Source organism: Streptomyces ferrugineus (assembly GCF_015160855.1).
GTDB lineage: Bacteria > Actinomycetota > Actinomycetes > Streptomycetales > Streptomycetaceae > Streptomyces > Streptomyces ferrugineus.
In genome coordinates, this window is the sequence record NZ_CP063373.1 from 1082432 (window position 1) to 1108247 (window position 25816).

At 70.7% G+C, this 25816-nt stretch carries 22 protein-coding genes; 15 read left to right on the forward strand and 7 right to left on the reverse strand.

Features of this window, described 5'->3' with window-relative positions:
* Positions 1-21: 21 nt before the first annotated feature.
* From rsmA to IM697_RS05220, 7 genes are all read left to right on the forward strand, one after another.
* Entirely contained in the window at positions 22-888 is an 867-nt protein-coding gene (gene rsmA / locus IM697_RS05190) for a 16S rRNA (adenine(1518)-N(6)/adenine(1519)-N(6))-dimethyltransferase RsmA (RefSeq protein WP_194045187.1), read from the forward strand.
* The gene (locus IM697_RS05195) at positions 889-1815 is read left to right on the forward strand and encodes a 4-(cytidine 5'-diphospho)-2-C-methyl-D-erythritol kinase (protein ID WP_194045189.1); all 927 of its coding nucleotides are present in this window, start codon (positions 889-891) and stop codon (positions 1813-1815) included. It abuts the gene before it with no gap.
* A gap of 167 nt (positions 1816-1982) precedes the next feature.
* A complete protein-coding gene (locus tag IM697_RS05200) occupies positions 1983-3104 on the forward strand; it encodes a peptidoglycan recognition protein family protein (protein ID WP_322734548.1) in 1122 nt (373 codons plus the stop codon).
* Positions 3105-3238: 134 nt separating this feature from the next.
* Positions 3239-5047 carry an ABC-F family ATP-binding cassette domain-containing protein gene (locus IM697_RS05205; protein ID WP_194045191.1) on the forward strand — a complete coding sequence of 603 codons (1809 nt, stop codon included), beginning with the start codon at positions 3239-3241 and terminating at the stop codon, positions 5045-5047.
* A gap of 301 nt (positions 5048-5348) precedes the next feature.
* Complete coding sequence (locus tag IM697_RS05210; RefSeq protein WP_194045193.1) at positions 5349-7136, forward strand: outer membrane protein assembly factor BamB family protein; 1788 nt, start codon at positions 5349-5351, stop codon at positions 7134-7136.
* Positions 7137-7222: 86 nt separating this feature from the next.
* A complete protein-coding gene (locus IM697_RS05215; protein ID WP_194045194.1) occupies positions 7223-9052 on the forward strand; it encodes an outer membrane protein assembly factor BamB family protein in 1830 nt (609 codons plus the stop codon).
* Between the two features lie 288 nt (positions 9053-9340).
* Positions 9341-10036 carry a helix-turn-helix transcriptional regulator gene (locus IM697_RS05220; protein WP_194045195.1) on the forward strand — a complete coding sequence of 232 codons (696 nt, stop codon included), beginning with the start codon at positions 9341-9343 and terminating at the stop codon, positions 10034-10036.
* An 870-nt stretch (positions 10037-10906) separates the two neighbouring features.
* On the opposite strand, the gene IM697_RS05225 is transcribed toward IM697_RS05220, so the two are convergent.
* On the reverse strand, positions 10907-11245 hold the full coding sequence (locus IM697_RS05225; RefSeq protein ID WP_194045196.1) for a hypothetical protein: 339 nt from the start codon (positions 11243-11245) through the stop codon (positions 10907-10909).
* A gap of 20 nt (positions 11246-11265) precedes the next feature.
* The gene (locus IM697_RS05230; protein WP_228044509.1) at positions 11266-13005 is read right to left on the reverse strand and encodes a sodium:solute symporter family protein; all 1740 of its coding nucleotides are present in this window, start codon (positions 13003-13005) and stop codon (positions 11266-11268) included.
* A 159-nt stretch (positions 13006-13164) separates the two neighbouring features.
* Here IM697_RS05230 and galT point away from each other — a divergent pair, with 159 nt between their 5' ends.
* The 3 genes from galT to galK are packed head-to-tail and all read left to right on the forward strand — an operon-like array spanning position 13165 to position 16375.
* The gene (gene galT / locus IM697_RS05235; RefSeq protein WP_194045197.1) at positions 13165-14226 is read left to right on the forward strand and encodes a galactose-1-phosphate uridylyltransferase; all 1062 of its coding nucleotides are present in this window, start codon (positions 13165-13167) and stop codon (positions 14224-14226) included.
* Entirely contained in the window at positions 14223-15185 is a 963-nt protein-coding gene (galE, locus tag IM697_RS05240; protein ID WP_194045198.1) for a UDP-glucose 4-epimerase GalE, read from the forward strand. The genes galT and galE overlap by 4 nt, the downstream gene beginning before the upstream one ends.
* Positions 15186-15211: 26 nt before the next feature.
* Positions 15212-16375 carry a galactokinase gene (galK, locus tag IM697_RS05245; protein ID WP_194045199.1) on the forward strand — a complete coding sequence of 388 codons (1164 nt, stop codon included), beginning with the start codon at positions 15212-15214 and terminating at the stop codon, positions 16373-16375.
* 61 nt (positions 16376-16436) lie between these two features.
* On the opposite strand, the gene IM697_RS05250 is transcribed toward galK, so the two are convergent.
* Together IM697_RS05250 and IM697_RS05255 are read right to left on the reverse strand one after the other, a co-directional pair.
* Positions 16437-17339 (reverse strand): sulfotransferase family protein, encoded by a 903-nt coding sequence (locus tag IM697_RS05250; protein WP_194045200.1) that lies wholly within the window; start codon positions 17337-17339, stop codon positions 16437-16439.
* Between the two features lie 41 nt (positions 17340-17380).
* On the reverse strand, positions 17381-17842 hold the full coding sequence (locus IM697_RS05255) for a GNAT family N-acetyltransferase (RefSeq protein WP_194049597.1): 462 nt from the start codon (positions 17840-17842) through the stop codon (positions 17381-17383).
* Between the two features lie 276 nt (positions 17843-18118).
* Here IM697_RS05255 and IM697_RS05260 point away from each other — a divergent pair, with 276 nt between their 5' ends.
* Entirely contained in the window at positions 18119-18892 is a 774-nt protein-coding gene (locus IM697_RS05260; protein WP_194045202.1) for a LuxR C-terminal-related transcriptional regulator, read from the forward strand.
* A 125-nt stretch (positions 18893-19017) separates the two neighbouring features.
* Here the strand turns inward: IM697_RS05260 and tamR are convergent, their stop codons facing one another.
* Complete coding sequence (gene tamR, locus IM697_RS05265) at positions 19018-19515, reverse strand: MarR family transcriptional regulator TamR (RefSeq protein WP_019753616.1); 498 nt, start codon at positions 19513-19515, stop codon at positions 19018-19020.
* Positions 19516-19610: 95 nt separating this feature from the next.
* Between tamR and IM697_RS05270 the strand changes: the two genes are divergently transcribed.
* The 3 genes from IM697_RS05270 (at position 19611) to IM697_RS05280 (ending at position 21039) form a co-directional block, all read left to right on the forward strand.
* Positions 19611-20420 (forward strand): trans-aconitate 2-methyltransferase, encoded by an 810-nt coding sequence (locus tag IM697_RS05270; RefSeq protein WP_194045204.1) that lies wholly within the window; start codon positions 19611-19613, stop codon positions 20418-20420.
* Positions 20420-20803 carry a VOC family protein gene (locus IM697_RS05275; RefSeq protein ID WP_194045206.1) on the forward strand — a complete coding sequence of 128 codons (384 nt, stop codon included), beginning with the start codon at positions 20420-20422 and terminating at the stop codon, positions 20801-20803. The genes IM697_RS05270 and IM697_RS05275 overlap by 1 nt, the downstream gene beginning before the upstream one ends.
* 62 nt (positions 20804-20865) lie before the next feature.
* The gene (locus IM697_RS05280) at positions 20866-21039 is read left to right on the forward strand and encodes a CsbD family protein (protein ID WP_194045208.1); all 174 of its coding nucleotides are present in this window, start codon (positions 20866-20868) and stop codon (positions 21037-21039) included.
* 37 nt (positions 21040-21076) lie between these two features.
* Here IM697_RS05280 and IM697_RS05285 read toward each other — a convergent pair whose 3' ends face one another.
* Both IM697_RS05285 and IM697_RS05290 read right to left on the reverse strand, forming a co-directional pair.
* Positions 21077-21754, reverse strand: coding sequence for a TetR/AcrR family transcriptional regulator (locus IM697_RS05285; RefSeq protein WP_194045210.1), 678 nt, complete (start codon positions 21752-21754; stop codon positions 21077-21079).
* Positions 21751-22761 carry an acyl-CoA desaturase gene (locus IM697_RS05290; RefSeq protein WP_194045212.1) on the reverse strand — a complete coding sequence of 337 codons (1011 nt, stop codon included), beginning with the start codon at positions 22759-22761 and terminating at the stop codon, positions 21751-21753. Before IM697_RS05290 ends, IM697_RS05285 begins: the two co-directional genes overlap by 4 nt.
* A gap of 308 nt (positions 22762-23069) precedes the next feature.
* Between IM697_RS05290 and ppc the strand changes: the two genes are divergently transcribed.
* Positions 23070-25799 carry a phosphoenolpyruvate carboxylase gene (gene ppc / locus IM697_RS05295; RefSeq protein WP_194045214.1) on the forward strand — a complete coding sequence of 910 codons (2730 nt, stop codon included), beginning with the start codon at positions 23070-23072 and terminating at the stop codon, positions 25797-25799.
* Positions 25800-25816: the final 17 nt, after the last annotated feature.

The window sequence follows — 25816 nt, forward strand, 5'->3', positions numbered from 1 at the left end:
GGCGCCCCGTACCCTTGTCGGGTGAGCAGCCCCACCCCCGACGCCCTCCTGGGCCCCGCCGACGTCCGAGAGCTCGCGGCGGCCCTCGGTGTGCGCCCCACCAAGCAGCGCGGCCAGAACTTCGTGATCGACGCGAACACGGTCCGCCGTATCGTCCGCACCGCCCAGGTCCGCCCCGACGACGTGGTCGTCGAGATCGGCCCGGGGCTCGGCTCGCTCACCCTCGCCCTGCTGGAGGTGGCCGACCGCGTCACCGCCGTCGAGATCGACGACGTACTGGCCGCCGCGCTCCCGTCCACGATCGCCGCCCGCATGCCGGAGCGCGCCGACCGCTTCGCGCTGGTGCACTCCGACGCGATGCACGTCACTCAGCTGCCGGGCCCGCCGCCCACCGCGCTGGTCGCGAACCTCCCCTACAACGTGGCCGTCCCGGTCCTGCTCCACATGCTGGAGACCTTCCCGAGCATCGAACGCACCCTCGTCATGGTGCAGTCGGAGGTCGCCGACCGCCTCGCCGCCGCACCCGGCTCGAAGGTGTACGGCGTGCCGTCCGTGAAGGCCAACTGGTACGCCGAGGTCAAGCGGGCCGGCGCCATCGGGCGCAACGTCTTCTGGCCCGCGCCGAACGTCGACAGCGGCCTGGTCGCCCTGACCCGGCGCACCGAGCCGATCAAGACCACCGCTTCCCGGCGCGAGGTCTTCGCCGTCGTCGACGCCGCCTTCGCCCAGCGCCGCAAGACGCTGCGCGCCGCGCTCGCCGGCTGGGCGGGTTCGGCGCCGGCCGCCGAGGCGGCACTCGTCGCGGCCGGCGTCTCGCCGCGGGCGCGCGGAGAGGCCCTGACCGTCGAGGAGTTCGCGCGCATCGCCGAGCACAAGGAGTCCGAGTAAGTGAGCGCGAGCGTCACCGTCCGCGTCCCCGCCAAGGTCAACGTCCAGCTCGCGGTGGGCGCCGCCCGGCCCGACGGGTTCCACGACCTGGCCAACGTCTTCCTCGCCGTCGGCCTGTACGACGAGGTCACCGTCACCGCCTCGCCCGACGGCCCGCGCGTCACCTGCGACGGCCCCGACGCCGACCAGGTGCCGCTGGACCGCACGAACCTCGCCGCGCGCGCGGCCGAGGCGCTCGCCGCGCGCCACGGCCGTACCCCCGACGTGCATCTGCACATCGCCAAGGACATCCCGGTGGCCGGCGGCATGGCGGGCGGCAGCGCGGACGGCGCGGGCGCGCTGCTGGCGTGCGACGCGCTGTGGGGCACCAACGCCTCGCGCGAGGAACTCCTCGACATCTGCGCCGAGTTGGGCAGCGACGTGCCGTTCAGCCTGGTCGGCGGCGCGGCCCTGGGCACCGGACGGGGCGAGAAGCTGCGCGTGCTCGACGTGGGCGGCACCTTCCACTGGGTGTTCGCGATGGCCGACCGCGGGCTGTCCACCCCCGCCGTCTTCCGCGAGTTCGACCGGCTCGGCGAGGGCACCGACATCCCCGAACCCGTCGCCTCCCAGCCGCTGCTCGACGCCCTGGCCAAGGGGGACGCCGACGCGCTCGCCGCCGCCGTCTCCAACGACCTCCAGCCCGCGGCCCTCTCCCTCTTCCCGGAGCTCGCCGACACCCTCGCCGCCGGCCGCGCCGCGGGCGCGCTGACGGCGCTCGTCTCCGGCTCAGGCCCGACCACGGCGTTCCTCGTCCGCGATCCCGAGGCGGCGGTGAAGGTGACCGAGGCCCTGCGGACGTCCGGCACCTGCCGCTCGGTGCGCACGGCGTCGGGGCCCGCGCGGGGCGCGACGGTGGTGCGGGGCGGCGGTGAGTTCGGGGAGTAACTCCGTACTCACAAGTACGAGTTCTTCGCTCGATCTCCACACGGATGTACTGCGATCGCAGTACACGTGGGACGAGTGGGACGGTTAATGTCGCTTGACGATTCAAGCGTCTGGCCCCCACATGCGCCGACGCACCGTCAAGTGCACTTCTGGAAGGGGACACCTCCGTGTCCGAATCCCCCACCCCCGCACAGCCGTCCCACCGTAGAAAGCGCTCCCTCTCCCGCCGGGGCGCGATCGCCGCCGGCGGCGCGGTGGCCGCCGGGGCCGCGATCACGCCGATGGTGTTCGCGGCCGGCGACTCCGGCGAGAGCGACAACTCCGCCTCCGGCACCGGCGATTCCGGCACGACGCCGGAGAAGTTCCCGGCCACCCGGACCGAGGCCGCCACCGGCACCGGCGAGGCCACCACCGCCTTCGCCGCCTCCTACGTCGGGGTCCGCTGGTCCGGCGCGAAGGACGGCGCCGCCATCCGGCTCGCGGACGGCGACTGGCAGACCCTGGCCAGCGGCTGCGCGACCGTCGAGGACGGCGGCACGGCCCTGGTCGCCGCCGACAGCGCCACCGCGTACTCGGTGAAGGCGCCGGGCGGCATCAACGCCGTCCACTCGCTCGCGATCGACACCACCGACGGACCCGACCGCACCTTCCACGTGCCGAGCGAGCCCACGCGCGTGCGCGGCGTCGGCTACCTCTCGCGCCCGGCCTGGGGCGCCGACGAGTCCAAGCGGTTCAAGCCGGACGGCTCGGTCAACTCGCCCGAGACGTACTACCCGCTGCAGATCATCACGGTCCACCACACCGCGACGCCGAACGACGACCCCGACCCGGCCGCGACGGTACGCGCGATCTACGAGTACCACGCGATCACCAACGACTGGGGCGACATCGGCTACCACTTCCTCATCGACGAGGCGGGCACGGTCTACGAGGGCCGCTACTCCGGCGACGACGGCATCCCGGCCTTCAACCCCGACGGCGACCTCGTCACCGGCTTCCACTCCGTGGGCTACAACTCCGGCGCCCTGGGCATCGCCCTGATCGGCAACCTCGACCGGCAGGCGCCCACGGACGCGGCCAAGGCCTCCCTGATCCGGCTGATCAAGGTGATATGCCGCCTCCAGGGCCTCGACCCGCAGGCGCAGGTGACCTACACCAACCCCGTCAACGGCACGAAGAAGGACACGAACACCATCGGCGGGCACCGCGACTACTTCGACACCGAATGCCCCGGCCAGGTCATGTACGACCTCCTCGGCGAGGTCCGCACGGCCGCCGCCCGCCGCTGACGCCGAGCACTCCGCCCCGGGGAGGACAGGGGGTCCCCGGGGCGCACGTGTGTGTGAAGACTCTCGGGGCGTGAAGGTCTGTCGGTGGGCGCGACTACCCTGGAGGGTCGATCGTCCCCCTGGGCAGGAGAGAAATGGCCGTCAACCTCGTCAATGTCGAGAACGTCAGCAAGGTGTACGGCACCCGTGCCCTGCTCGACGGCGTGTCGCTCGGCGTCTCCGAGGGCGACCGCATCGGCGTCGTGGGTCGCAACGGCGACGGCAAGACGACCCTGATCCGGATGCTGGCCAAGCTGGAGGAGGCCGACACCGGCCGGGTCACCCACTCCGGCGGACTGCGCCTCGGCGTGCTCACCCAGCACGACTCGCTCGACCCCGAGGCCACCGTCCGCCACGAGGTCATCCGGGACCTGGCCGACCACGAGTGGGCCGGCAACGCCAAGATCAGAGACGTACTGACCGGACTCTTCGGCGGGCTCGACCTGCCCGGGTTCCCCCAGGGGCTCGACACCGTCATCGGCCCGCTCTCCGGGGGCGAGCGGCGCCGGATCGCGCTCGCCAAGCTGCTCATCGAGGAGCAGGACCTGATCGTCCTCGACGAGCCCACCAACCACCTCGACGTCGAGGGCATCGCCTGGCTCGCCCAGCATCTGCGCGAGCGGCGCTCGGCACTGGTGTGCGTCACCCACGACCGCTGGTTCCTCGACCAGGTCTGCACCCGCATGTGGGACGTCCAGCGCGGCGACGTCTACGAGTACGAGGGCGGCTACTCCGACTACGTCTACGCCCGCGCCGAGCGCGAGCGCATCGCCGCCACCGAGGAGGTCAAGCGGCAGAACCTCGTCCGCAAGGAGCTGGCCTGGCTGCGCCGCGGCGCGCCCGCGCGTACGTCCAAGCCGCGCTTCAGGGTCGAGGCGGCCAACGAGCTCATCAAGGACGTGCCGCCGCCCCGGGACAGCAGCGAGCTGATGAAGTTCGCCTCGTCCAGGCTCGGCAAGACCGTGTTCGACCTGGAGGACATCACCGTCCAGGCCGGTCCCAAGGTGCTGCTCAAGCATGTGACCTGGCAGCTCGGGCCCGGCGACCGCATCGGACTCGTCGGGGTCAACGGCGCCGGGAAGACGTCGCTGCTGCGCGCCATGGCCGAGGCGGCACGGACCGAGGGTGAGGCGCAGCCGGCCGGTGGCCGGATCGCGGTCGGAAAGACCGTCAAACTGGCCTACCTCTCCCAGGAGGTCGACGAGCTCGACCCCGACTGGCGGGTACTGGAAGCCGTTCAGCGGGTGCGCGAGCGCGTCGACCTCGGCAAGGGGCGCGAGATGACCGCCGGACAGCTGTGCGAGACCTTCGGCTTCAACAAGGAGAAGCAGTGGACGCCGGTCGGCGACCTGTCCGGCGGTGAGCGCCGCCGGCTCCAGCTCCTGCGCCTGCTGATGGACGAGCCCAACGTCCTCTTCCTGGACGAGCCCACCAACGACCTCGACATCGAGACCCTCACCCAGCTCGAGGACGTCCTCGACGGCTGGCCGGGCTCGATGATCGTCATCTCCCACGACCGGTTCTTCATCGAGCGCACCACCGACCGCGTGTTCGCGCTGCTCGGCGACGCCACCCTGCGGATGCTGCCGCGCGGCATCGACGAGTACCTGGAGCGCCGCCACCGCATGGAGGCCCAGGCCGCCGCCGCGGCCGCCACTCCGGCCGCCGAGAAGGCCGTGCCGGAGCGGAGCGCGGCCGATCTGCGCGCCGCCAAGAAGGAGTTGCAGAAGATCGAGCGACAGCTCGACAAGATTTCCGAACGGGAGACCAAGCTGCACGCGCAGATCGCCGAGCACGCCACCGACTTCGCGAAGGTCGCCGAACTCGACACGGAGCTGCGCGATCTGGCCGGTCAGCGGGATGAACTGGAGCTGCGCTGGCTGGAACTCGCCGAGGAGGCGTAGCGCTCCGCTGGGGGTGCCGCGATAGGTCGGTTGCTCGGCTGCGGCGCCGTTGGGGCTGGTCGCGCAGTTCCCCGCGCCCCTGTGGGGCGCGTCCGCACCCTGCGTGAAGAGGGTGTGAACGCGCATAACGGCGGTATCACGGGCCCGTCCTCCCTTGGGAACAGGGGTGGATGCGGCCCGGTGGGCTGTCGGTGGTGGGTGATAGAAAGGGCCGCCTGAGAACAGTCTGAGAAACGCCGGTGTGGCGGAAACGCGACGGCACGGAACGTGGCACCACACCGGTCTCAAGGGGGAACCGCTCATGAGCCAGCCGCCCAACCAGCCGCCGCAGGGCGGATTCGGCGCACCACAGGATCCGAGGCAGGGTGGCTTCGGAGCGCCGCAGACCCCGCCCCCGCCGCAGGGCGCCCCTCAGACACCCCCGCCGCCCCAGGGCCCGCCGCAGACTCCGCCGCCCCCGCAAGGCCCGCCGTCCGGCGCCCCGCAGCCCGGATACGGCTACCCCCAGCAGCCGCCCGCCCAGCCGGGCCCGTACGCCCAACCCCAGCAGCAGCCGGGGCCGTACGGCTATCCGCAGCAGCCCGGCCCCTACGCCCAGCAGCCCGCCCAGGGCTACGGCTACCCGCCCCAGCCGCAGTACCCGGGCGCGCCCGGCCCCGGCTCGCGCAACCCCTTCAAAGGCAAGCCCGCCCTCGCCATCGGTGCCGCCGTCGCGGCACTGGTCGTCATCGGGGGCACCGTGTACGCGGTGACCAGCGGCGGCGACGACAAGGACGACAAGCCCGTCGCCCAGCAGACCGACGACCCCAAGGGCTCCGCGTCCCCGTCCGGCTCCGAGGGCGGCGGCAGCGAGGGCGGCGACGACCCGGAGAACCTCAACGCGGGCCGCCAGGCGGGCGAATCGAAGGTGCTCTGGTACAAGTCGGCGCCGGACGCGCCCAAGTCCGGCGCGGACGCCCCCGGCATGTGGATCACCGACAAGGCCGCGGTGAAGGCGGCGTACAAGCAGCTCTTCGCCTACAACGTCGCCGACGGCGAGAACGCCTGGGACCCGATCTCCTTCCCGGAGAAGATCTGCGCGGTCACCCCGCAGAAGTCGGCCGACGACAAGGTCGTCGTCGCGTACATGAACGGCAGCAGCGACCGCGCCAAGTGCAACCAGCTCCAGCAGGTCGACCTCAACACCGGCGAAAAGGGCTGGAAGGGCGATGTCGCCAACGGCCAGCTGTTCGACAGCACGCTGAAGGTCGAACTGTCCATCACCGGCAAGACCCTGATGGTGGGCCGCTCGCAGTCCGGCACCGCGTACGACATCGACAGCGGCAAGAAGCTGTGGGACAAGACGCGTTACGGCGACAAGTGCTTCCCGGCCGCCTTCGCGGGCGGCGACAAGCTCATCTCTGTCGCGTCCTGCGACGCCTCCGGCTCCGACGAGCACGACGAGGTGCAGGAGCTCGACCCGGTCACCGGCAAGGCGAAGTGGACCATGCGGTTCGACAAGGGCTGGCGCGTCGCACGCGTCTTCTCCATGGACCCGCTGGTCATCTACGGCACCAACAAGGAGAAGAAGGCGTGGAACATCTCCACGTTCAACTCCGCCGGCAAGATCCGCTCGCAGGTCGACGTCGACCTCGACATCGGCGCCGAGTGCGGCTGGGCCATCCTGCAGCGTGACCTCACGGGCTGCTCCGGTGTGGTCGCCGACGCCAACACGCTCTACATGCCGACCAAGGCGATCAGCAGCGCCAACGAGATCGTCGCCATCGACCTCGCCAACGGCAAGGAGAAGTGGCGCGTGAAGTCCCCGGCCGAGGAGTCGATGCTGCCGATCAAGGTCGAGGAGGGCAAGCTCATCGCGTACGTCCAGCCGTCGTACGACGCGGGCGGCCAGGTCGTGTCGATCCCGGCCACCGGGAGCAACCACGAGCCCAGCAAGCTGCTCCAGAACCCGGCGGGCGCCGCGGACATCGAGAACGGCTTCTTCTCCAAGGCGTACGCCTGGGTCGACGGGCGCTTCTACCTCTCCAGCACCCGGCTCAGCGGCAACGACGAAGCCAAGGAGAAGCTGATGCTCGCCTTCGGCAAGTGAGGCGTGCGCCGGCCGCTGTCCTCGCCGTCGTCCCCACCGTGTCCGCCGCGCCGCCCGTCGTCCCCCTCCCCTGAGGTACCCACGCCATGACCCAGCCGCCGCCTCCGCCGCCCAACCAGCCCCCGCCGGGCGGGTTCGGCCCGCCGCAGGACCAGCCGCCCCAGCAGCAAGGGGGCGGCGGCTTCGGCGCACCCCAGCCACCACCGCAGCAGCCCCCGCAGCCGCCGCAGGGCCCGCAGCCGCCGCAGCCCGGATACGGCTATCCCCAGGCGCCGCAGCCACCTCAGCCACCTCAGCCACTGCAGGGAGCTCCCGCGGCCCCGCCCGGGTACGGCTACCCCGCTCAGCAGCCCGCCGCCCCCTACGGGCAGCCGCAGAACCCGTACGCCCAGCCGCCCGGCTACGGCTATCCGCAGCAGACCGTGCCGATGCACCCCCAGCCCGGCCAGGGCGGCGGAGGCGGCAGGTCCAGCTCGCAGCTCGCCGTCATCGTGGCGGCCGCCGTCGTGGCGATCGCCCTGATCATCGGCGGTGGCGTCTGGTACGCGAACTCCGGTGACGACGGCGCCAAGGACGACACCGCCAGCTCCAGCGGCGGCACCGGAGGCGGGGGCGACGGCGAGGGGGGCGGTGGCTTCGACGCCCCCGACGGCACGGAGAAGGTGCCCTCGAACACCACCTCCCAGGTCCTCTTCCAGGTCCCGGCGCCCAACGTCGACGACGACACCAGCATCTCCGTGCCCGGCTCGTGGCTGACCGACAAGGCGTACGTCAAGAGCGGCGTCGCGGAGATCGTCGGCTACGACCCCGACAAGGGCAGCGAGCTGTGGACGGTCAAGCTGCCCGGCCCGGTCTGCCAGGCCAGCAAGCACATGACCGAGGACCACGTCACGGCCGTCGCGTTCGAGCCCGCGATGCCGACCGAGGACAAGCCCTCGCACGGCTGCACCCAGATCGCGGCGATCGACCTCGACGCCGGCAAGAAGCTGTGGACCAAGACCGCCAAGGGCAAGAACGGGGAGATCCGGTACGACAACGTCACCGTCAGCGGGGGCACGGTCGCGGCCGGCGGCACCAGCGGCGGCGCGGCGTGGGACGTCGGGTCCGGCAGGCAGCTGTGGGTCCCCAAGACCGACGACAACTGCTACGACCTCGGGTACGCCGGCGGTCCGAAGCTGGTCGTCGTCCGCAAGTGCGGCAGCTACGAGCAGCCCCAGCTGAACATCCAGACCGTCGACCCGAAGACCGGGAACGTCATCTCCGACTACAAGATGGCCGCCGGCGTCGAGTACGCCAGCGTCATCTCCACCGACCCGCTGGTCGTGGCCGCCGAGCTCGGCCAGTCCAAGGACGCCGTCGGCATCACGGACGTCTTCTCGATCGACAACAGGACCGGCAAGCTGCGCATCCGTGTCTCCGTGCCGGGCGACCGGTTCGCGGCCCGCTGCTCCGGTGTCACCACGATCGAGGCGTGCACGGGTGTCGTGGTGGGCAACGACCGGCTCTACGTGGAGACCGAACAGCACGCCGGCGGTGGCGAGTACGGCCGGACCAACGAGATCGTCGCGTTCGATCTCGCCACCGGCAAGCAGACCGGGCAGCGTGCGGACGCGGGCGACCGGTACACGATCTCGCCGCTGCGCATGGACGGCGGCAATCTGATCGCGTACAAGCGTCCGCCGTACGACAAGGGCGGTCAGATCGTCAGCATCGACGGCGGCAGTTTCGAGGAGACGAAGCTGCTGGAGAATCCGGCCACGAAGACGGTGCGGGACGTGGAGACGCGGATGTCGCCGGACTACGCCGAGATTCTGTACTCGCAGGGGCGTCTGTACATGTCCGCCAAGTTCGCGAGCGAGCTGGGGAGTTCGGACACCCGCAAGGCGCATGTGATCGCGTTCGGCGCGACCGGCTGAGTACGGCCCCCCTTTCCTGGTCGGGAACGGGGGGCCGTTTCGTGTACTGCCTCAACGCTGTCGAATGCGCGGAAAGCCAGAAAATCCGCCGTTCCGGGGCACTTCTCGCCGGTAGGGGGAGCGCAATGTCGAACAAGCGTGTAGCTTCCGGGGGCATGAAGGGCGGGGGAGCCGGGAGGGGGCTTCTGTCCGCGCGGACCAGTGGGCATCCATAGTGGGGCATCCGGACTGGCGCGGTCGGTCCTGGGTAGTGATGGGGATCCATTGGGGGGACTGGGGGGTTGCTCGATGGGAGTGCGGCTCATGGTGGTCGACGACCACCGATTGCTCGCGGAGGCGCTGGCCTCGGCGCTGAAGCTGCGGGGGCACCGGGTGCTGGCCGCGGCGGCGCCTGCCGCGGGGGCGGCGGAGCTGGTGATCACGCGGGCGCCCGAGGTGTGCCTGCTGGGGACGGCGACGCCTGCGGAGCCGGGGATGTTCGATCCGGTGGCGAAGATCAAGCGGGAGCGGCCGCAGGTGGCGGTGTTGGTGCTGGGGCCGGTGCCGAGTCCGCGCGGGATAGCGGCGGCGTTCGCGGCCGGGGCCTCCGGTTATGTCCGGCACGATGAGCGCATAGAGGGCGTGGAGCGGGCGATCATGAAGGCGCGGGCGGGGGAGGCGGCGGTGGCGCCGCAGTTGCTGCAGGGTGCGTTCAGTGAGCTGCTGAACCCTGCGGCGCAGCCGGACGACGAGGGGCAGCGCCTGCTTCAGATGCTCACGCCCCGGGAGGTCGAGGTCCTGGTCCGGGTGGCCGACGGCGAGGACACCCGCCTGATCGCGGCCGGAATGGGCATCGCACCGTCGACTGCACGCACCCATGTCCAACGGGTACTGATGAAACTGGGCGTCGGCTCCCGGCTGGAGGCGGCGGCGTTGGCGGCGCGCACGGGGTTGCTGGACCGGGCGGGGCCGTTGCCGGAGGGGGACGCGGGGGTGGAGCCGTGATGCCTGCGGCGCATGTGCGGGTTCGGTGGGGGTGCGCGTAGCGCCTTTGGGTGCGTTGTGGGTCGGGGCCGTGGCGGGGGGTGTCCGTCCTCGGACCGGCGGCTGGCGTCGGGCAGAGTGCTGACCGCCCCTTGACGCCGGCCACTGCGGGCGGACACCCCCCACCACGTCCCCTTCCCGCCGTGGGCGGCTGCGGGCCGGTGGGGGTACGCCGGTCCGCACCTCGCAACCCGTGCGGCCCAGGGACCCTTCTCGATGCCGTCCGGCACCACCCAGCCGTCCGGCACCCGAGGACGGGCTCTCACCGACCTGCTGGGCGTCACCTTTCAACGTCGGCCGGCACAGTCCAGCCCGTCCGGCGTTTGAGGACGGCCTCCCACCATCCCGAATCCCCACCCACCGACCGCCACTCACCGGCAGGGCCGGCCCCTCTCAGCAGGCCGGCACCCTCCAGCCGTCTGGCGTCCGAGGACGGGCTCTCACCATCCCCGACCCCCGCTCACCCGCAGGACCGGCCCCTCTCAGCAGGCCGGCACCCTCCAGCCGTCTGGCGTCCGAGGACGGGCTCTCACCATCCCCGGCCCCCGCTCACCGGCAGGTCCGGCCCCTCTCAGCAGGCCGGCACCCTCCAGCGGTCCGGTGTCCGAGGACGGGCTCTCACCATCCCGAGCCCCCACCCACCCGCTGGGCGCCACCTTTCAGCGCCGGTCGGCGCAATCCAGCCCGTCCGGCGTTTGAGGACAAGGCCCCTTCAGGGCCGGAGCGGGGTCTGGGGCGGCAGCCCCAGGGGGGTCGAAGGGGCGGAGTCCCTGGGGATGGGACGGGTAGGGGCGGCGGGGGCGAGGGAAGCGGGGGATGAGGGTGGGTGGGTCAGGGAGTGGGGGGCTCGTTTTCCGACGGGGTGGTGTCGGGTGGGGGCGGGGCCGTGGGGCGTAGCTTCAGCCAGGTGAGGAAGAACAGGCCGAGGAGCAGCATGCCCAGGCCGGTCCAGAGGTTGATGTTCACGCCCTCGGCCTTGTCGATCGCCGCGTCGTCGTCCGTGAGACCGACGATGGTGACGATGACGCCGTAGAGGACGAAGAGCCCGCCGATGATGCGCCGGATGTCGAAGAGGCGGGCCGCCGTCGCGGACTTGCCCTCGAGTTCGCTGACCTCGCGCTGGACGTCCTTCTCGGTGAACGGGGAGGGGTGTTCGGAGTTGTCGCTCATGGTGTCTCAGGCCTCCTTCGTCAGAACGAGAACGGGATGTAGCAGGCGGCCGCCAGCACCACGGCACCCCAGCCCAGCAACGCCGGCTTGCGGTACCACGCGTCGTCGCCCTTGGCCGGCGGCTCGGTCATGCCGGGGGAGCGGGTGCCGTAGACCAGGCCCTGGAGTTCCTCCGTCGGCTTGGGGGCCGTGAAGAGGGTGACGGCCACCATGACGACCGCGCCGGCCACGAAGCCCGCGATCGCGGAGACGAAGTTGGCGCCCTGGTCGGAGGGGATGGAGACGATGTCCTGCTTGTAGAGGACGAAGTAGTTCACCATCGCTGCTGTCGTGCCGGCCAGCAGGCCCCAGAAACCCGACTTCATCGACGCCCGCTTCCAGAACATGCCGATGATGAAGACCACGAACATCGGCACGTTGAAGAAGGAGAACAGGGTCTGGAGGTAGCTCATGATGTTGGAGAAGGAGGACGCCAGGAACGCCGTGCCGATCGATGCCAGGACGCCGATCGCCGTGATCAGGCGGCCGAAGCCGACGTAGTAGGAGTCCTCTCGGTCCTTCACCACGTACTTCGCCCAGATGTCCGTGGTGAACACGGTGTTGAACGATGAGACGTTGGCCGCCATGCCCGCCATGAAGGCCGCCAGGAGGCCCGTCACCGCGATGCCCAGTACGCCGTTGGGCAGCAGGCCCTGCATGAGGTAGGGGATCGCGTCGTTGTACTGGTAGCCCGATTCGGAGGTGCCGAAGCCGGGGACCAGGGCCGCCGCCGCAAGGCCGGGGATCATCACCAGGAACACGATGAAGATCTTCGGGAACGCCGCGATCAGCGGGGTGCGCTGCGCCGCCGAGAGGTTCTTCGCGGACAGGGCCCGCTGGACCTCCGCGAAGTTCGTCGTCCAGTAGCCGAAGGACAGCACGAAGCCGAGGCCCAGGACGATCGTCAGCCAGTTCGCGCCCAGCGGGTTCGCGTCGCCGATGCCCGTGCCGCCCCAGGCGGTGACGAAGTCGTCGCCGTGGGACTTGGTGAGCGTGTCCGTCAGGCCGTCCCAGCCGCCCACCTTCTTCAGCGCCAGCACGGTGATCGGGATCAGCGCCGCCAGGATCACGAAGAACTGCAGGACCTCGTTGTAGATCGCCGACGACAGGCCGCCGAGGGTGATGTAGGCCAGCACGAAGAAGCCCGCCACGACGATCGCCACCCACTCCGGCCAGCCCAGCAGGGCCTCGACCACGATCGCCAGGGCGTACAGGTTCACGCCGGCGATCAGGATCGCGGCGAAGGCGAACAGGATCGAACTGAGCAGGTGCGCCCACTTGTCGAAGCGCAGGAGGAGGAACTCGGGTACCGAGCGGACCTTGCTGCCGTAGTAGAAGGGCATCATCACCAGGCCGAGGAAGACCATGGCCGGGATGGCGCCGATCCAGTACCAGTGGACGGTGTAGGCGCCGTACTGCGCGCTGTTCGCCGCCATGCCCAGGATCTCCGTCGCGGCCAGGTTGGCGGAGATGAAGGCCAGGCCGGTGACCCAGGCCGGCAGGGAGCGGCCGGAGAGGAAGAAGTCGAGGCTGGTCTTGACCGAGCGGCGGGCCGCGAATCCGATGCCCAGCACGGCGACGAAGTAGATGCCGAGCAGTGTGTAGTCGACCCAGTTCGTGGGGAGCCGTAGCTCGGCGGCGAGGTAGGTGGGGGAAGTGGGGGAAGTGGGGGAAGTGGGGGAAGTGAGAGGCCCCGTGGGGGAAATTGTGGGGGTTTGCATACGTACTCGCTTCGTGTCGCGAATCGATACACAGCGGAACCTACGCCCGGGTGTTCAGTAATTGAACACGTCGGGTGATGCTCTTTGTTGGATTGTGATGTTGACGGAGGGGGTGAGATGTGTTGTTCTGTGTTTAGTTCTGTTTGATGGGAGTGCGGCGTGAAGAAGACCTCGACCCGACTGGCCGACGGTCGTGAGCTCATCTACTACGACCTGCGCGACGACACCGTGCGGGACGCGGTCGACCGCCGTCCCCTGGACCGGACCGTCACCACGTCCGAGATCCGTCATGACGTGCTGCTCGGGGACTCCGTCGCCATCGCCTCGCACCGGCAGGGGCGGACCTACCATCCGCCGGCCGACCAGTGCCCGCTGTGCCCCTCCGAGGGCGACCGGCTGAGCGAGATCCCGGACTCGTCGTACGACGCCGTCGTCTTCGAGAACCGCTTCCCCTCGCTCGCCGGCGACTCCGGGCGCTGCGAGGTCGTCTGCTTCACCTCCGACCACAACGCGTCCTTCGCCGACCTCACCGAGGAGCAGGCGCGGCTCGTGCTCGACGCCTGGACCGACCGGACCTCCGAGCTGTCGTCCCTGCCCTTCGTCGAGCAGGTGTTCTGCTTCGAGAACCGCGGTGCCGAGATCGGCGTGACGCTCCAGCACCCCCACGGACAGATCTACGCCTATCCCTTCACCACCCCGCGCACCGCCCTGATGCTGCGCTCCCTCGCCGCGCACAAGGACGCCACCGGCGGCGAGAACCTCTTCGACGCCGTCGTCGAGCGTGAACTCGCCGGCGAGCGGGTCGTCCTGGAGGGTGAACACTGGGTGGCCTTCGTGCCGTACGCCGCGCACTGGCCGTACGAGATCCACCTGTACCCGAAGCGCCGGGTGCCCGATCTGCTCGCCCTGGACGAAGAGGCGCGCTCAGAGTTCCCCAAGGTTTATCTGGAACTCTTGAGGCGCTTCGACCGGATCTTCGGGGAAGGTGAGCCTCCCACGCCGTACATCGCCGCCTGGCATCAGGCGCCGTTCGGCCAGCTGGAGGACTTCGAGGGCGTCGTGCGTGAGGACTTCGCGCTTCACCTCGAGCTTTTCACCATCCGCCGCACTTCCGGCAAGCTGAAGTTCCTCGCGGGTTCCGAATCCGGCATGAACGTGTTCATCAACGACGTGCCGCCGGAGCGCGCGGCTGAGCGACTGCGAGAGGTAGCGAGTTCATGAGCGGGAAGTTTCTGGTCACCGGTGGCGCGGGCTACGTCGGCAGCGTGGTCGCGCGGCACCTGATCGAGGCGGGCGAGGAGGTCGTCGTCCTCGACAACCTCTCCACCGGCTTCCGTGAGGGTGTGCCGTCCGGGGCGTCCTTCATCGAGGGCGACATCCGCGACGCCGCCAAGTGGCTGGACTCCTCCTTCGACGCGGTGCTGCACTTCGCCGCGTTCTCGCAGGTCGGCGAGTCGGTCGTGAAGCCCGAGAAGTACTGGGACAACAACGTCGGCGGCACCATGGCGCTGCTCGGCGCCATGCGCGAGGCGGGCGTGCGCAAGCTGGTCTTCTCCTCGACGGCCGCCACGTACGGCGAGCCGAAGGAGGTACCGATCGTCGAGTCGGCGCCGACGCGGCCGACGAACCCGTACGGCGCCTCCAAGCTCGCCGTCGACCACATGATCACCGGCGAGGCGGCGGCCCACGGCCTGGGCGCGGTCTCCCTCAGGTACTTCAACGTCGCGGGCGCCTACGGCGACTGCGGTGAGCGCCACGACCCCGAGTCGCACCTCATCCCGCTGGTCCTCCAGGTCGCCCAGGGCCGGCGCGACGCGATCTCCGTCTTCGGCGACGACTACCCGACGCCGGACGGCACCTGCGTGCGCGACTACATCCACGTCGCCGACCTGGCGGAGGCCCACCTGCTCGCCCTGGAGGCCGCCCGGCCCGGCGAGCACCTCATCTGCAACCTCGGCAACGGCAACGGCTTCTCCGTGCGCGAGGTCATCGAGACCGTCCGCAAGGTCACCGGGCACCCGATCCCCGAGGTCGTGGCCCCGCGCCGGGGCGGCGACCCGGCCGCCCTGGTCGCCTCCGCCGACACCGCCCGCGAGCGGCTCGGCTGGAACCCGTCCCGGGCGGACCTCGCCGGGATCGTCGCGGACGCGTGGGAGTTCGCGCAGCGGCGCGGCAACTAGAACGTACGAAAGGTCAGGGTCAGGGGATGAGCGTCGACACGGCAGCCGCGGTCGCCGAGCGGTTCAGGGAGCTGTACGGGGCCGAGCCGGAGGGGGTGTGGGCCGCGCCGGGCCGGGTCAACCTGATCGGCGAGCACACCGACTACAACGACGGCTTCGTCATGCCGTTCGCGCTGCCGCACACCGCGGTCGCGGCGGTCTCGCGGCGCGCGGACGGCGTCCTGCGGCTGCACTCGGCCGACGTCGAGGGCGGCGTGGTGGAGCTGCGGCTCGACGACCTGCGCCCCGAGACGGACCGGAACTGGACGGCGTACCCGTCGGGCGTCGTCTGGGCCCTGCGCCAGGCCGGCCACGCGGTGACCGGCGCCGACATCCACCTCGCCTCGACGGTCCCGGCGGGCGCGGGCCTGTCGTCGTCGGCGGCCCTGGAGGTCGTGGTCGCGCTCGCGCTCAACGACCTCTACGACCTGGGCCAGAAGGGCTGGCAGCTGGCCCGCCTGTGCCAGCGCGCCGAGAACGTCTACGTCGGCGCCCCGGTCGGCATCATGGACCAGACCGCGTCCGCCTGCTGCGAGGCCGGCCACGCCCTCTTCCTCGACACCCGTGACCTCTCCCAGCGGCAGATCCCCTTCGACCTGGCCGCCGAGGGCATGCGCCTGCTCGTCGTCGACACCCAGGTCAAGCACTCCCACAGCGAGGGCGAGTACGGCAAGCGCCGCGCGGGCTGCGAGAAGGGCGCGGCCCTGCTGGGCGTCGACGCGCTCAGGGACGTCGCCTACGACGGCCTGGACGCGGCCCTCGAGCGGCTCGGCGACGACGAGGAGGTCCGCCGGCTGGTCCGGCACGTGGTCACGGAGGACCAGCGTGTCGAACGCGTCGTCGCCCTGCTGGAGTCCGGTGAGACACGGGCGATCGGCCCGGTGCTGACGCAGGGCCACGCCTCCCTGCGCGACGACTTCCGCATCTCCTGCCCCGAGCTGGACCTGGTCGTGGACACGGCCCTGGCGGGCGGCGCCCTCGGCGCCCGCATGACCGGCGGCGGCTTCGGCGGCTCGGCGATCGTGCTGGCCGAGGCGGCCGACGTCGAGACCATCACCAAGGCGGTCGAAGAGGCCTTCGCCGCGGCCGGGTTCACCGCGCCGCGCGTGTTCGAGGCGGTGCCGGCGGCGGGCGCCCGGCGGCTGAGCTGAGCCCGCGGAAGCCGCAGACGGGGCCGAGGCGACGCCTCGGCCCCGGGTGCGGCAAGCCCCTCTAGAGGTACCCCCACGCCCGGCACATCGGCCGCAGCACATCCGCGATCTCGTCCTGCGACGGTGCCGGCCGGTCCGGCTGTACCCGGCCCGAGCGGATCTTGTCGTTCCAGTCGCCGAAGCCGCCGCCCAGTACGGCGCCCTCCAGGCTGCTGCCGTATTCGAGCATGCCGGGCTCGTAGTCGAGGTCCAGGAAGCGGCAGATGTCGCGGAGCGCGGCGACGGGGTCGGCGGTGAGGTCCTCGTAGCGCAGGATGTGGCCGCCGAGTTCGGCGTGGGCCTCCTCCATGGCCTCCATGTACCGCAGCACGCGCTCGGCCGCCTCCTCGCGGGTGCGGTCCGGGACGGCCTCGTGCCAGGAGCGGGCCACCGCGGCCGGATGCCGGCGCAGGAAGACGAAGCGGGCATCCGGCCAGGTCTCGGCGATGCGCCGCCATGCGAAGGCGTTGCCCGGGGTCTTCTCCACGATGAACGACTTGCCGGACTTCACCAGTTCCCGGTGCAGGATGCGGTCCCACAGCAGCGCCTCCAGCTCCTCGTACCCGAGGCCGAGCGCGCGCATGGACTTCTCGGTGGGGCTGTGGGTCTTGAAGTACACCTCGAGGCCGGTCAGGTGCAGCTCGTGCGCGGCGTGCAGCCGGGAGTGCGCGCCCAGCATCATGCGCAGCAGGGTCGATCCGGAGCGCACGGAGGTGAGGATGAAGACCGGCCGTCGCAGCAGCCGGTCCACGGCCGGATCCACCGGTCCGCCCACCGCCCCGGTCGCGGGGCGCTCCGGGCGCGGGCCGCGCGGTGCGGGGATGGCGCCGAGATTTTCCTTCGGCGGCGACGGAGCCGGCACTCGGCGTACCTGGTACCCGGTCGTCGCTCCGATCTTCGAGTTCAGCTTCCGCAGCATGCTCATGGGGCGGAGGGTAGGGGATGTGCCTGAGACGACACTGAGACTCAGATTGATCCCAGATGCTTGGTCAGGGTGTACTCCGTGATGCCCGGCGGATAGTCCGGGATCACACACACCACGTCATACCCCTGCCGCTGGTAGAACTCCGGCGCCTGGAAGTCCCAGGTCTCCAGGCGTACGGCAGCGCAGCCCCGCTCGGCGCGGGCCACGCGCTCCGCCTGTGCAAGCAGTCGCGAACCGATGCCCGCGCCGCGAAGGCGTTCGTCGACCCAGAGGTAGGTGACATGGAGCCAGGTGGTCCAGGTGTACCCGACGAGTCCGCCGGCCACGGCGTCCGCCTCGTCCAACGCCCAGACCTGGAGCGGGCGTTCACGTCCACCTGGGGTTCCGCGCAGGGCGCGCAGGATCGGGGAGGCCGCGGAGTTGGTGTCCCGCAGCCGGCGGCGGAGCAGATCCTGGCGCGCTTTGTCGACTTCTGTCTCCAGACGAAACATGCGGCTCACCATAAACGCGTCGGCCAACCAGTTCTGCAAATTACCTTCCGCTCCTGCCCCCCGGCCGTACCCTGATGAACAGCACCGGTGGGGGCCGGTGCTGATCAGGGGGCGAGACAGTCGGGTTCGACACCCGAAGTGGGGGGTAGCAGTTCCTGCACGGCGGCGGCCGTGCGCGCGCCCAACGCGCTTCGGGCGTCGTACCCGCAGATCGTTGTCTTGTCTCCCGGTGTCGTCCTTATGACGATGGGGTCCCCTGCTCTTCGAGAGCTTGGGGAAGGGGGTTTCGTGGTTCGCATCCGAGTGCTGGTCGTCGACGACCATCGCATCTTCGCCGAGTCGCTCGCCGCGGCTCTGGCCGCCGAGCCCGATGTCGACGTCTCCGCCGCCGGCAGCGGCCCGGCCGCGCTGCGCAGTCTGGAGCGCGCGGCCGCCGAGGGACGGCGGTTCGATGTCCTGCTCGTCGACGCCGACCTGGGCGGCAATGTGCCGGGGGTCCGGCCCGCCGTGCCCGTGCAGGAGGTGGGGGAGGACGGGCTCGTGGACGGCATCTCGCTGGTCGCCGGGGTCCGCTCGGCGCAGCCGGCCGTACGGATCGTCGTCCTCGCCGAGAAGGACGATCCGCGCCGGGCCGCGCTCGCCCTGCAGGCCGGGGCGTCCGGGTGGGTGGCCAAGGACTGCTCGCTGTCCCGGCTGCTCACCGTCATCCGCGGGGTCCTGCGCGACGAGACCCATCTGCCGCCGGCCCTGCTCACGGGCGTGCTACGAGAGCTGACGGCCGCCCGAAAGCACCGCACCGAGAGCGAGCGGCTCGTCGAGTCCCTCACCCCGCGCGAACGTGAGGTCCTGCGCTGCATGGTGGCCGGCCTGGGCAGAAAGGCGGTCGCCGAACGCCTGTACCTGTCCCCGCACACGGTCCGGACACACATGCAGAACGTCCTGGGCAAGCTCGGCGTCCACTCGACGCTGGCAGCGGTGGCGCTCGCGCGCCGGGCGGGGGTCGGCCCGGTCGACTTGGGCCCGGCCGGCAGGATCCTGCCGGAGGAAAGCAGCAGCGCCTGATCAACGCCGCTGAGCAGCAACACCCCTAGGGGCGCGGGGCTGTGTCGATTTGCGGCTACCGCCGCGTGGGCGCAACCAGCCACGACGGCGTCGCAGACGGCAAACGACAGATCGCGGCACTCAGCTCAACCGGGGATGTTGTCGAACGGCGCAGTCAGCTGCCGCAACAACGCGGCCAGCTCACCCCGCTGCGCCCGCGACAGCTCGGCGAGGATCGCACGCTCCTGGTCCAGCAGACCGGCGAGCGCCTGGTCCGCGCGGTCGCGGCCCTCGTCCGTGAGACGCACCAGCACACCGCGTCGGTCGCTGGGGTCGGGGAGGCGCTCCACCAGGCCCTTCTTGGCTAGGCGGTCGATGCGGTTCGTCATCGTGCCCGAGGTGACCAGGGTCTGTGTCAGCAGCTGTCCGGGGGAGAGCTGATACGGCGTCCCGGCGCGCCTGAGCGCGGTCAGCACGTCGAACTCCCAGGGCTCCAGGCTGTGCTCGGAGAAGGCCAGCCGGCGCGCCCGGTCCAGATGCCGGGCCAGTCTGCTCACCCGGCTGAGCACCTCGAGCGGTTCCACGTCGAGGTCCGGGCGCTCCCGGCGCCACGCTGCGACCAGCCGATCGACCTCGTCCTCCATGACGATCAGTGTAGTGGTTGTGTCGACGTGAAGTCTCTTGACGTCAAGATATCCAGGGGGGCAGGCTGGAGACGAGAAGACAGGAGGCCCCGCCCATGTCCGCTGCCGCCACCCCCACCTGGGATCCCGCCCAGTACCTGCGTCACGCCGGCCACCGCGCCCGCCCCTTCACCGATCTGCTGGCCCGCGTCCCCGACCTCCCCGGCGAACGGCCGCGCATCGCCGACCTCGGCTGCGGCCCCGGCAACGTCACCGCCCTGCTCGCCGAACGCTGGCCCACCGCGCACATCACCGGCTACGACAACTCCGCGGAGATGCTCGACCAGGCCCACGTCCAGCACGAGGGGCCGAGCGCGGGCGGCGGGCGCCTCGGCTTCGCCCACGCCGACGTACGGACCTGGACGCCCGAGGAGCCGTACGACCTGATCGTCAGCAATGCCACCCTCCAGTGGGTGCCGGGGCACGCGGACCGTTTCGCGCACTGGGTGCAGGGCCTCAGGCCCGGCGGCACCTTCGCCTTCCAGGTCCCCGGCAACTTCGACGCCCCGAGCCACCGCCTGATGCGCGACCTCGCGCGGCGCCACGGCCTCGCGGACACCCTGCGCCACCGGGACGCCGTGCTCGCCCCGCGGGACTACCTGACCGGGCTGACCGGCCTGGGCTGCTCCGCGGACGTCTGGGAGACGACGTACGTCCATCTCCTGAGCGGCGAGGACCCCGTCCTCGACTGGGTGAAGGGCACCGGACTGCGGCCGGTCCTCACCGCGCTCGCCGACGACCCCGAGGCGCGGGACGCCTTCCTCGACGACTACCGGGACGCCCTGCGCGCGGCCTACCCGGCCGGCCCGCACGGCACCCCCTTCCCCTTCCGCCGGATCTTCGCCGTGGCCCGCAAGGAGGCCTGATGATCACCGCCGTCGACCACGTCCAGCTCACGGCGCCGCCCGGCTCGGAGGAGCGGCTGCGGACGTACTACGTGGGCGTCCTCGGCATGACCGAGATCCCGAAGCCCCCCGCACTGGCCGGGCGCGGCGGCTGCTGGTTCCGGGCGGGCACCGTGGAACTGCACCTCGGCATCGAAGAGGACTTCCGCCCCGGGACGAAGGCCCACCCCGGACTGCGGGTCACCGGGATCGAGCGGTACGCGGCCCGGCTGACGGCGCACGGGGCGCCGGTGGAGTGGGACGAGGAGCTGCCGGGGCACCGGCGGTTCCACTCCTACGACCCCGTGGGCAACCGGCTGGAGTTCCTGGAGCCGGTGACCGGGGAGCCCGGCACCACTGTTTGAGACGGCGGTGCACTGGTCACCCGCTGAATCACACCGGCGTCAACCTTGCGGGAGTGAGGAACATGGCGAAGGAAGAGAAGGCCAGGTCCAAGAAGGAACAGCTCAGGGGCAAGGTCAAGGAAACGATGGGCCGCGTGGTCGGCAATGAGGAAATGACCGCAAAGGGCAAGGCCGAGCAGCGCAAGGGCCACGCACGCCAGGCGAAGGAGAAGGGCAAGGACACGTTCAAGGGCTGAGTACGTCGGCACCGAGGCCCCGTCGACAGGGCGCGGGTCAGCTCTTCCGGCGCCCTATCAGGTGCGGCTTCGCCTCCAGGCCGTCCAGGCCGTGCCAGGCCAGGTTCACCAGATGCGCCGCGACCTCCGCCTTCTTCGGGCGGCGGACGTCCAGCCACCACTGGCCGGTCAGGGCCACCATCCCGACCAGGGCCTGCGCGTACAGCGGGGCCAGCTTGGGGTCGAAGCCGCGGCTCTTGAACTCGCGGCCCAGGATGTCCTCCACCTGGGTGGCGATGTCCGAGATCAGGGACGCGAAGGAACCCGTCGACTGGGGGATGGGCGAGTCACGGACCAGGATGCGGAAGCCGTCCGTGTACTCCTCGATGTAGTCGAGAAGCGCGAAGGCCGCCTGTTCGCACAGCTCACGGGGGTGGCCGGCGGTCAGCGAGCTGGTCACCATGTCCAGCAGACGGCGCATCTCACGGTCCACCACCACCGCGTACAGGCCCTCCTTGCCGCCGAAGTGCTCGTACACCACCGGCTTGGAGACGCCCGCCTTCGCGGCGATCTCCTCCACCGACGTGCCCTCGAACCCCTTCGCGGCGAACAGGGTGCGACCGATCTCCAGCAGCTGCTGGCGGCGCTCCGCACCGGTCATCCGGGTACGGCGCGTCCGCCGCTGCTTCTCATTGCCGGGGGTACTGCTGGAGTCGGTCGCCACGGCGTCAATCATGCCGCCTTTACAGGTTCCTTCCGGCGCCGGGAGCCGCCTTCCCCGGTGTTCCGGCGTGAATCGATACGCGAGCGTGACGGCCAGCGCACGTCGTAGGCCCAGCCGAGCATCTCGAACCAGCGGATGATCCGCGCCGAGGAGTCGATCTGACCGCGCTCCACACCGTGCCGCGCGGACGTCGGGTCGGCGTGGTGCAGGTTGTGCCAGGACTCCCCGCACGACAGCACCGCCAGCCACCACACGTTGCCCGAGCGGTCACGCGACTTGAACGGCCGCTTGCCCACCGCGTGGCAGATCGAGTTGATCGACCAGGTGACATGGTGCAGCAGGGCCACCCGGACGAGTGAGCCCCAGAAGAAGCCCGTGAACGCGCCCCACCAGGACATCGTCACCAGTCCGCCGATCAGCGCGGGCAGCGCCAGCGACAGCGCCGTCCAGTAGATGAACTGGCGGGAGATCGCACGGATCGCCGGGTCCTTGATCAGATCCGGCGCGTACTTGTCCTGCGGCGTCTGCTCCTCGTCGAACATCCAGCCGATATGCGCCCACCACAGGCCCTTCATCAGGGCCGGAACGGTCTCGCCGAACCGCCACGGAGAGTGCGGGTCGCCCTCCGCGTCGGAGAACTTGTGATGCTTGCGGTGGTCGGCCACCCAGCGGACGATCGGACCCTCGACCGCCAGGGAGCCCGCGATCGCCAGCGCGATCCGCAGGGGCCGCTTGGCCTTGAACGAACCATGGGTGAAGTAGCGGTGGAAGCCGATCGTGATGCCGTGGCAGCCCAGGAAGTAGAAGAAGACCATCAGGCCGAGGTCGAGCCAGCTCACACCCCAGCCCCAGGCCAGCGGCACGGCCGCGACCAGCGCCAGGAACGGGACGGTGATGAAGAGGAGGAGCGCGATCTGCTCGATCGAGCGCTTCTTCTCCCCGCCCAGCGTGGCGGAGGAGGTCTGGGTGTCGTCGTTCGCCTTCGGGGCGTCTTCGATCACATCGGAGCTCGTGGTCATGGGCGTCCCCTGTGGGGTGTCGAGGGTTGTGGCAGATGCCGGGGCTGCGGGAACTGTTCCCAGAATTCGTTACAACGGTCCCTACGGTTCCGTAACCTACGGCATCGTAAGTATGGCAGTGCGTCGCCCGGCGGCAAGAGCCCGAGAGTCTGCGCGTCCGCGTCGACACCTATCCTTGGAGTCGGTCGGACAGCGCGGTCCGCTCTGATTTCTTCCCGGATGCCAGGAGCCGTATGCGGCACCCACCGCGCGGCACCTGCGCCGGGTTCCCTCCCGGACGAGCTTCAACACTGCAAGGAGCCGCACCTGTGAGCAGTGCCGACGACCAGACGACGACCAGCAGCGAGCTGCGCGCCGACATCCGCCGACTGGGTGACCTCCTCGGCGAGACACTCGTCCGCCAGGAAGGCCCCGAGCTGCTGGAGCTCGTCGAGAAGGTCCGCCGTCTCACCCGAGAGGACGGCGAAGCCGCCGCCGAGCTGCTGCGCGGCACCGAGCTGGACACCGCGGCCAAGCTGGTCCGCGCCTTCTCCACCTACTTCCACCTGGCCAACGTCACCGAGCAGGTCCACCGCGGCCGCGAGCTGCGCGCCCGGCGCGCCGCCGAAGGCGGTCTCCTCGCCCGTACGGCCGACCGCCTCAAGGACGCCGACCCCGAGCACCTGCGCCAGACTGTCGAGCACCTCAACGTCCGCCCGGTGTTCACCGCCCACCCCACCGAGGCCGCACGCCGCAGCGTCCTCAACAAGCTCCGACGCGTCGCCGCCCTCCTGGAGACCCCCGTCCTCGAAGGGGACCGCCGCCGGCACGACACCCGACTGGCCGAGAACATCGACCTCGTCTGGCAGACCGACGAACTGCGCGTGGTCCGCCCCGAGCCCGCCGACGAGGCCCGCAACGCCATCTACTACCTCGACGAACTCCACGCCGGCGCCGTCGGCGACGTCCTGGAGGACCTCACCGCGGAACTGGAGCGCGTCGGCCACAAGCTCCCCGACACCACCCGCCCCCTCACCTTCGGCACCTGGATCGGCGGCGACCGCGACGGCAACCCCAACGTCACCCCCCAGGTGACCTGGGACGTCCTCATCCTCCAGCACGAACACGGCATCAACGACGCCCTGGAGATGATCGACGAGCTGCGCGGCTTCCTGTCGAACTCCATCCGCTACACCGGCGCGACGGAGGAACTCCTGGAGTCGCTGAAGGCCGACCTGGAGAACCTCCCCGAGATCAGCCCCCGCTACAAGCGCCTCAACGCCGAAGAGCCCTACCGGCTCAAGGCCACCTGCATCCGGCAGAAGCTGGAGAACACCAAGACCCGCCTCGCCAAGGGCATCCCCCACGAGGCGGGCCGCGACTACCTCGGCACCGGCGAACTGCTGCAGGACCTCACCCTGATCCAGACCTCGCTCAGGGACCACCGCGGCGGCCTGTTCGCCGACGGCCGCATGAACCGCACGATCCGCACCCTGTCCGCGTTCGGCCTGCAGCTGGCCACCATGGACGTACGCGAGCACGCCGACGCCCACCACCACGCCCTCGGCCAGCTCTTCGACCGGCTCGGCGAGGAGTCCTGGCGCTACGCCGACATGCCCCGCGACTACCGCGCCAAGCTCCTCGCCAAGGAACTCCGCTCCCGCCGTCCCCTCGCCCCCACCCCGGCACCCGTGGACGCGGCCGGCGAGAAGACCCTCGGCGTGTTCCAGACCGTCAAGAAGGCCCTGGAGGTCTTCGGACCCGAGGTCATCGAGTCGTACATCATCTCCATGTGCCAGGGCGCCGACGACGTCTTCGCCGCGACCGTCCTCGCCCGCGAGGCCGGCCTGATCGACCTGCACGCCGGCTGGGCCAAGATCGGCATCGTGCCGCTGCTGGAGACCACCGACGAACTCAAGGCCGCCGACACCATCCTGGAGGACATGCTCTCCGACCCGTCGTACCGCAGGCTCGTGGCCCTGCGCGGCGACGTCCAGGAGGTCATGCTCGGCTACTCCGACTCCTCCAAGTTCGGCGGCATCACCACCAGCCAGTGGGAGATCCACCGCGCCCAGCGCCGCCTGCGCGACGTGGCGCACCGGTATGGGGTGCGTCTGAGGCTGTTCCACGGCCGCGGCGGCACCGTCGGCCGCGGCGGCGGCCCCTCCCACGACGCGATCCTCGCCCAGCCCTGGGGCACCCTGGAAGGCGAGATCAAGGTCACCGAGCAGGGCGAGGTCATCTCCGACAAGTACCTCGTACCGTCCCTGGCCAGGGAGAACCTCGAGCTGACGGTGGCCGCCACCCTCCAGGCCTCCGCCCTGCACACCGCCCCCCGCCAGTCCGTCGAGGCACTCGCCCGCTGGGACGCCGCGATGGACGTCGTCAGCGACGCCGCCCACGCCGCCTACCGCAGGCTCGTCGAGGACCCGGACCTGCCGACGTACTTCCTCGCGTCGACACCGGTGGACCAGCTCGCCGACCTGCACCTGGGCTCGCGCCCCTCCCGCCGCCCCGGCTCGGGTGTCTCCCTCGACGGGCTGCGCGCCATCCCGTGGGTGTTCGGCTGGACCCAGTCCCGGCAGATCGTGCCCGGCTGGTTCGGCGTCGGCTCCGGCCTCAAGGCGCTGCGCGAAGCGGGCCTGGACACCGTGCTCGACGAGATGCACGAGCAGTGGCACTTCTTCCGCAACTTCATCTCCAACGTCGAGATGACGCTCGCCAAGACCGACCTGCGGATCGCCGGGCACTACGTCGACACCCTCGTGCCGGACGAGCTCAAGCACGTCTTCGACACCATCCGCGCCGAGCACGAACTCACCGTCGCGGAAGTCCTGAAGGTGACCGGCGAAAAGGAACTCCTCGACGCCCAGCCGGTCCTCAAGCAGACCTTCGCCATCCGCGACGCCTACCTGGACCCCATCTCCTACCTCCAGGTCACCCTGCTCAAGCGCCAGCGCGACGCCGCCGCGGCCGGCGCCGAGGCCGACCCGCTGCTGTCCCGCGCCCTGCTCCTCACGGTGAACGGCGTGGCCGCGGGCCTGCGCAACACCGGCTGAGCGCCCCGCGGACAAAC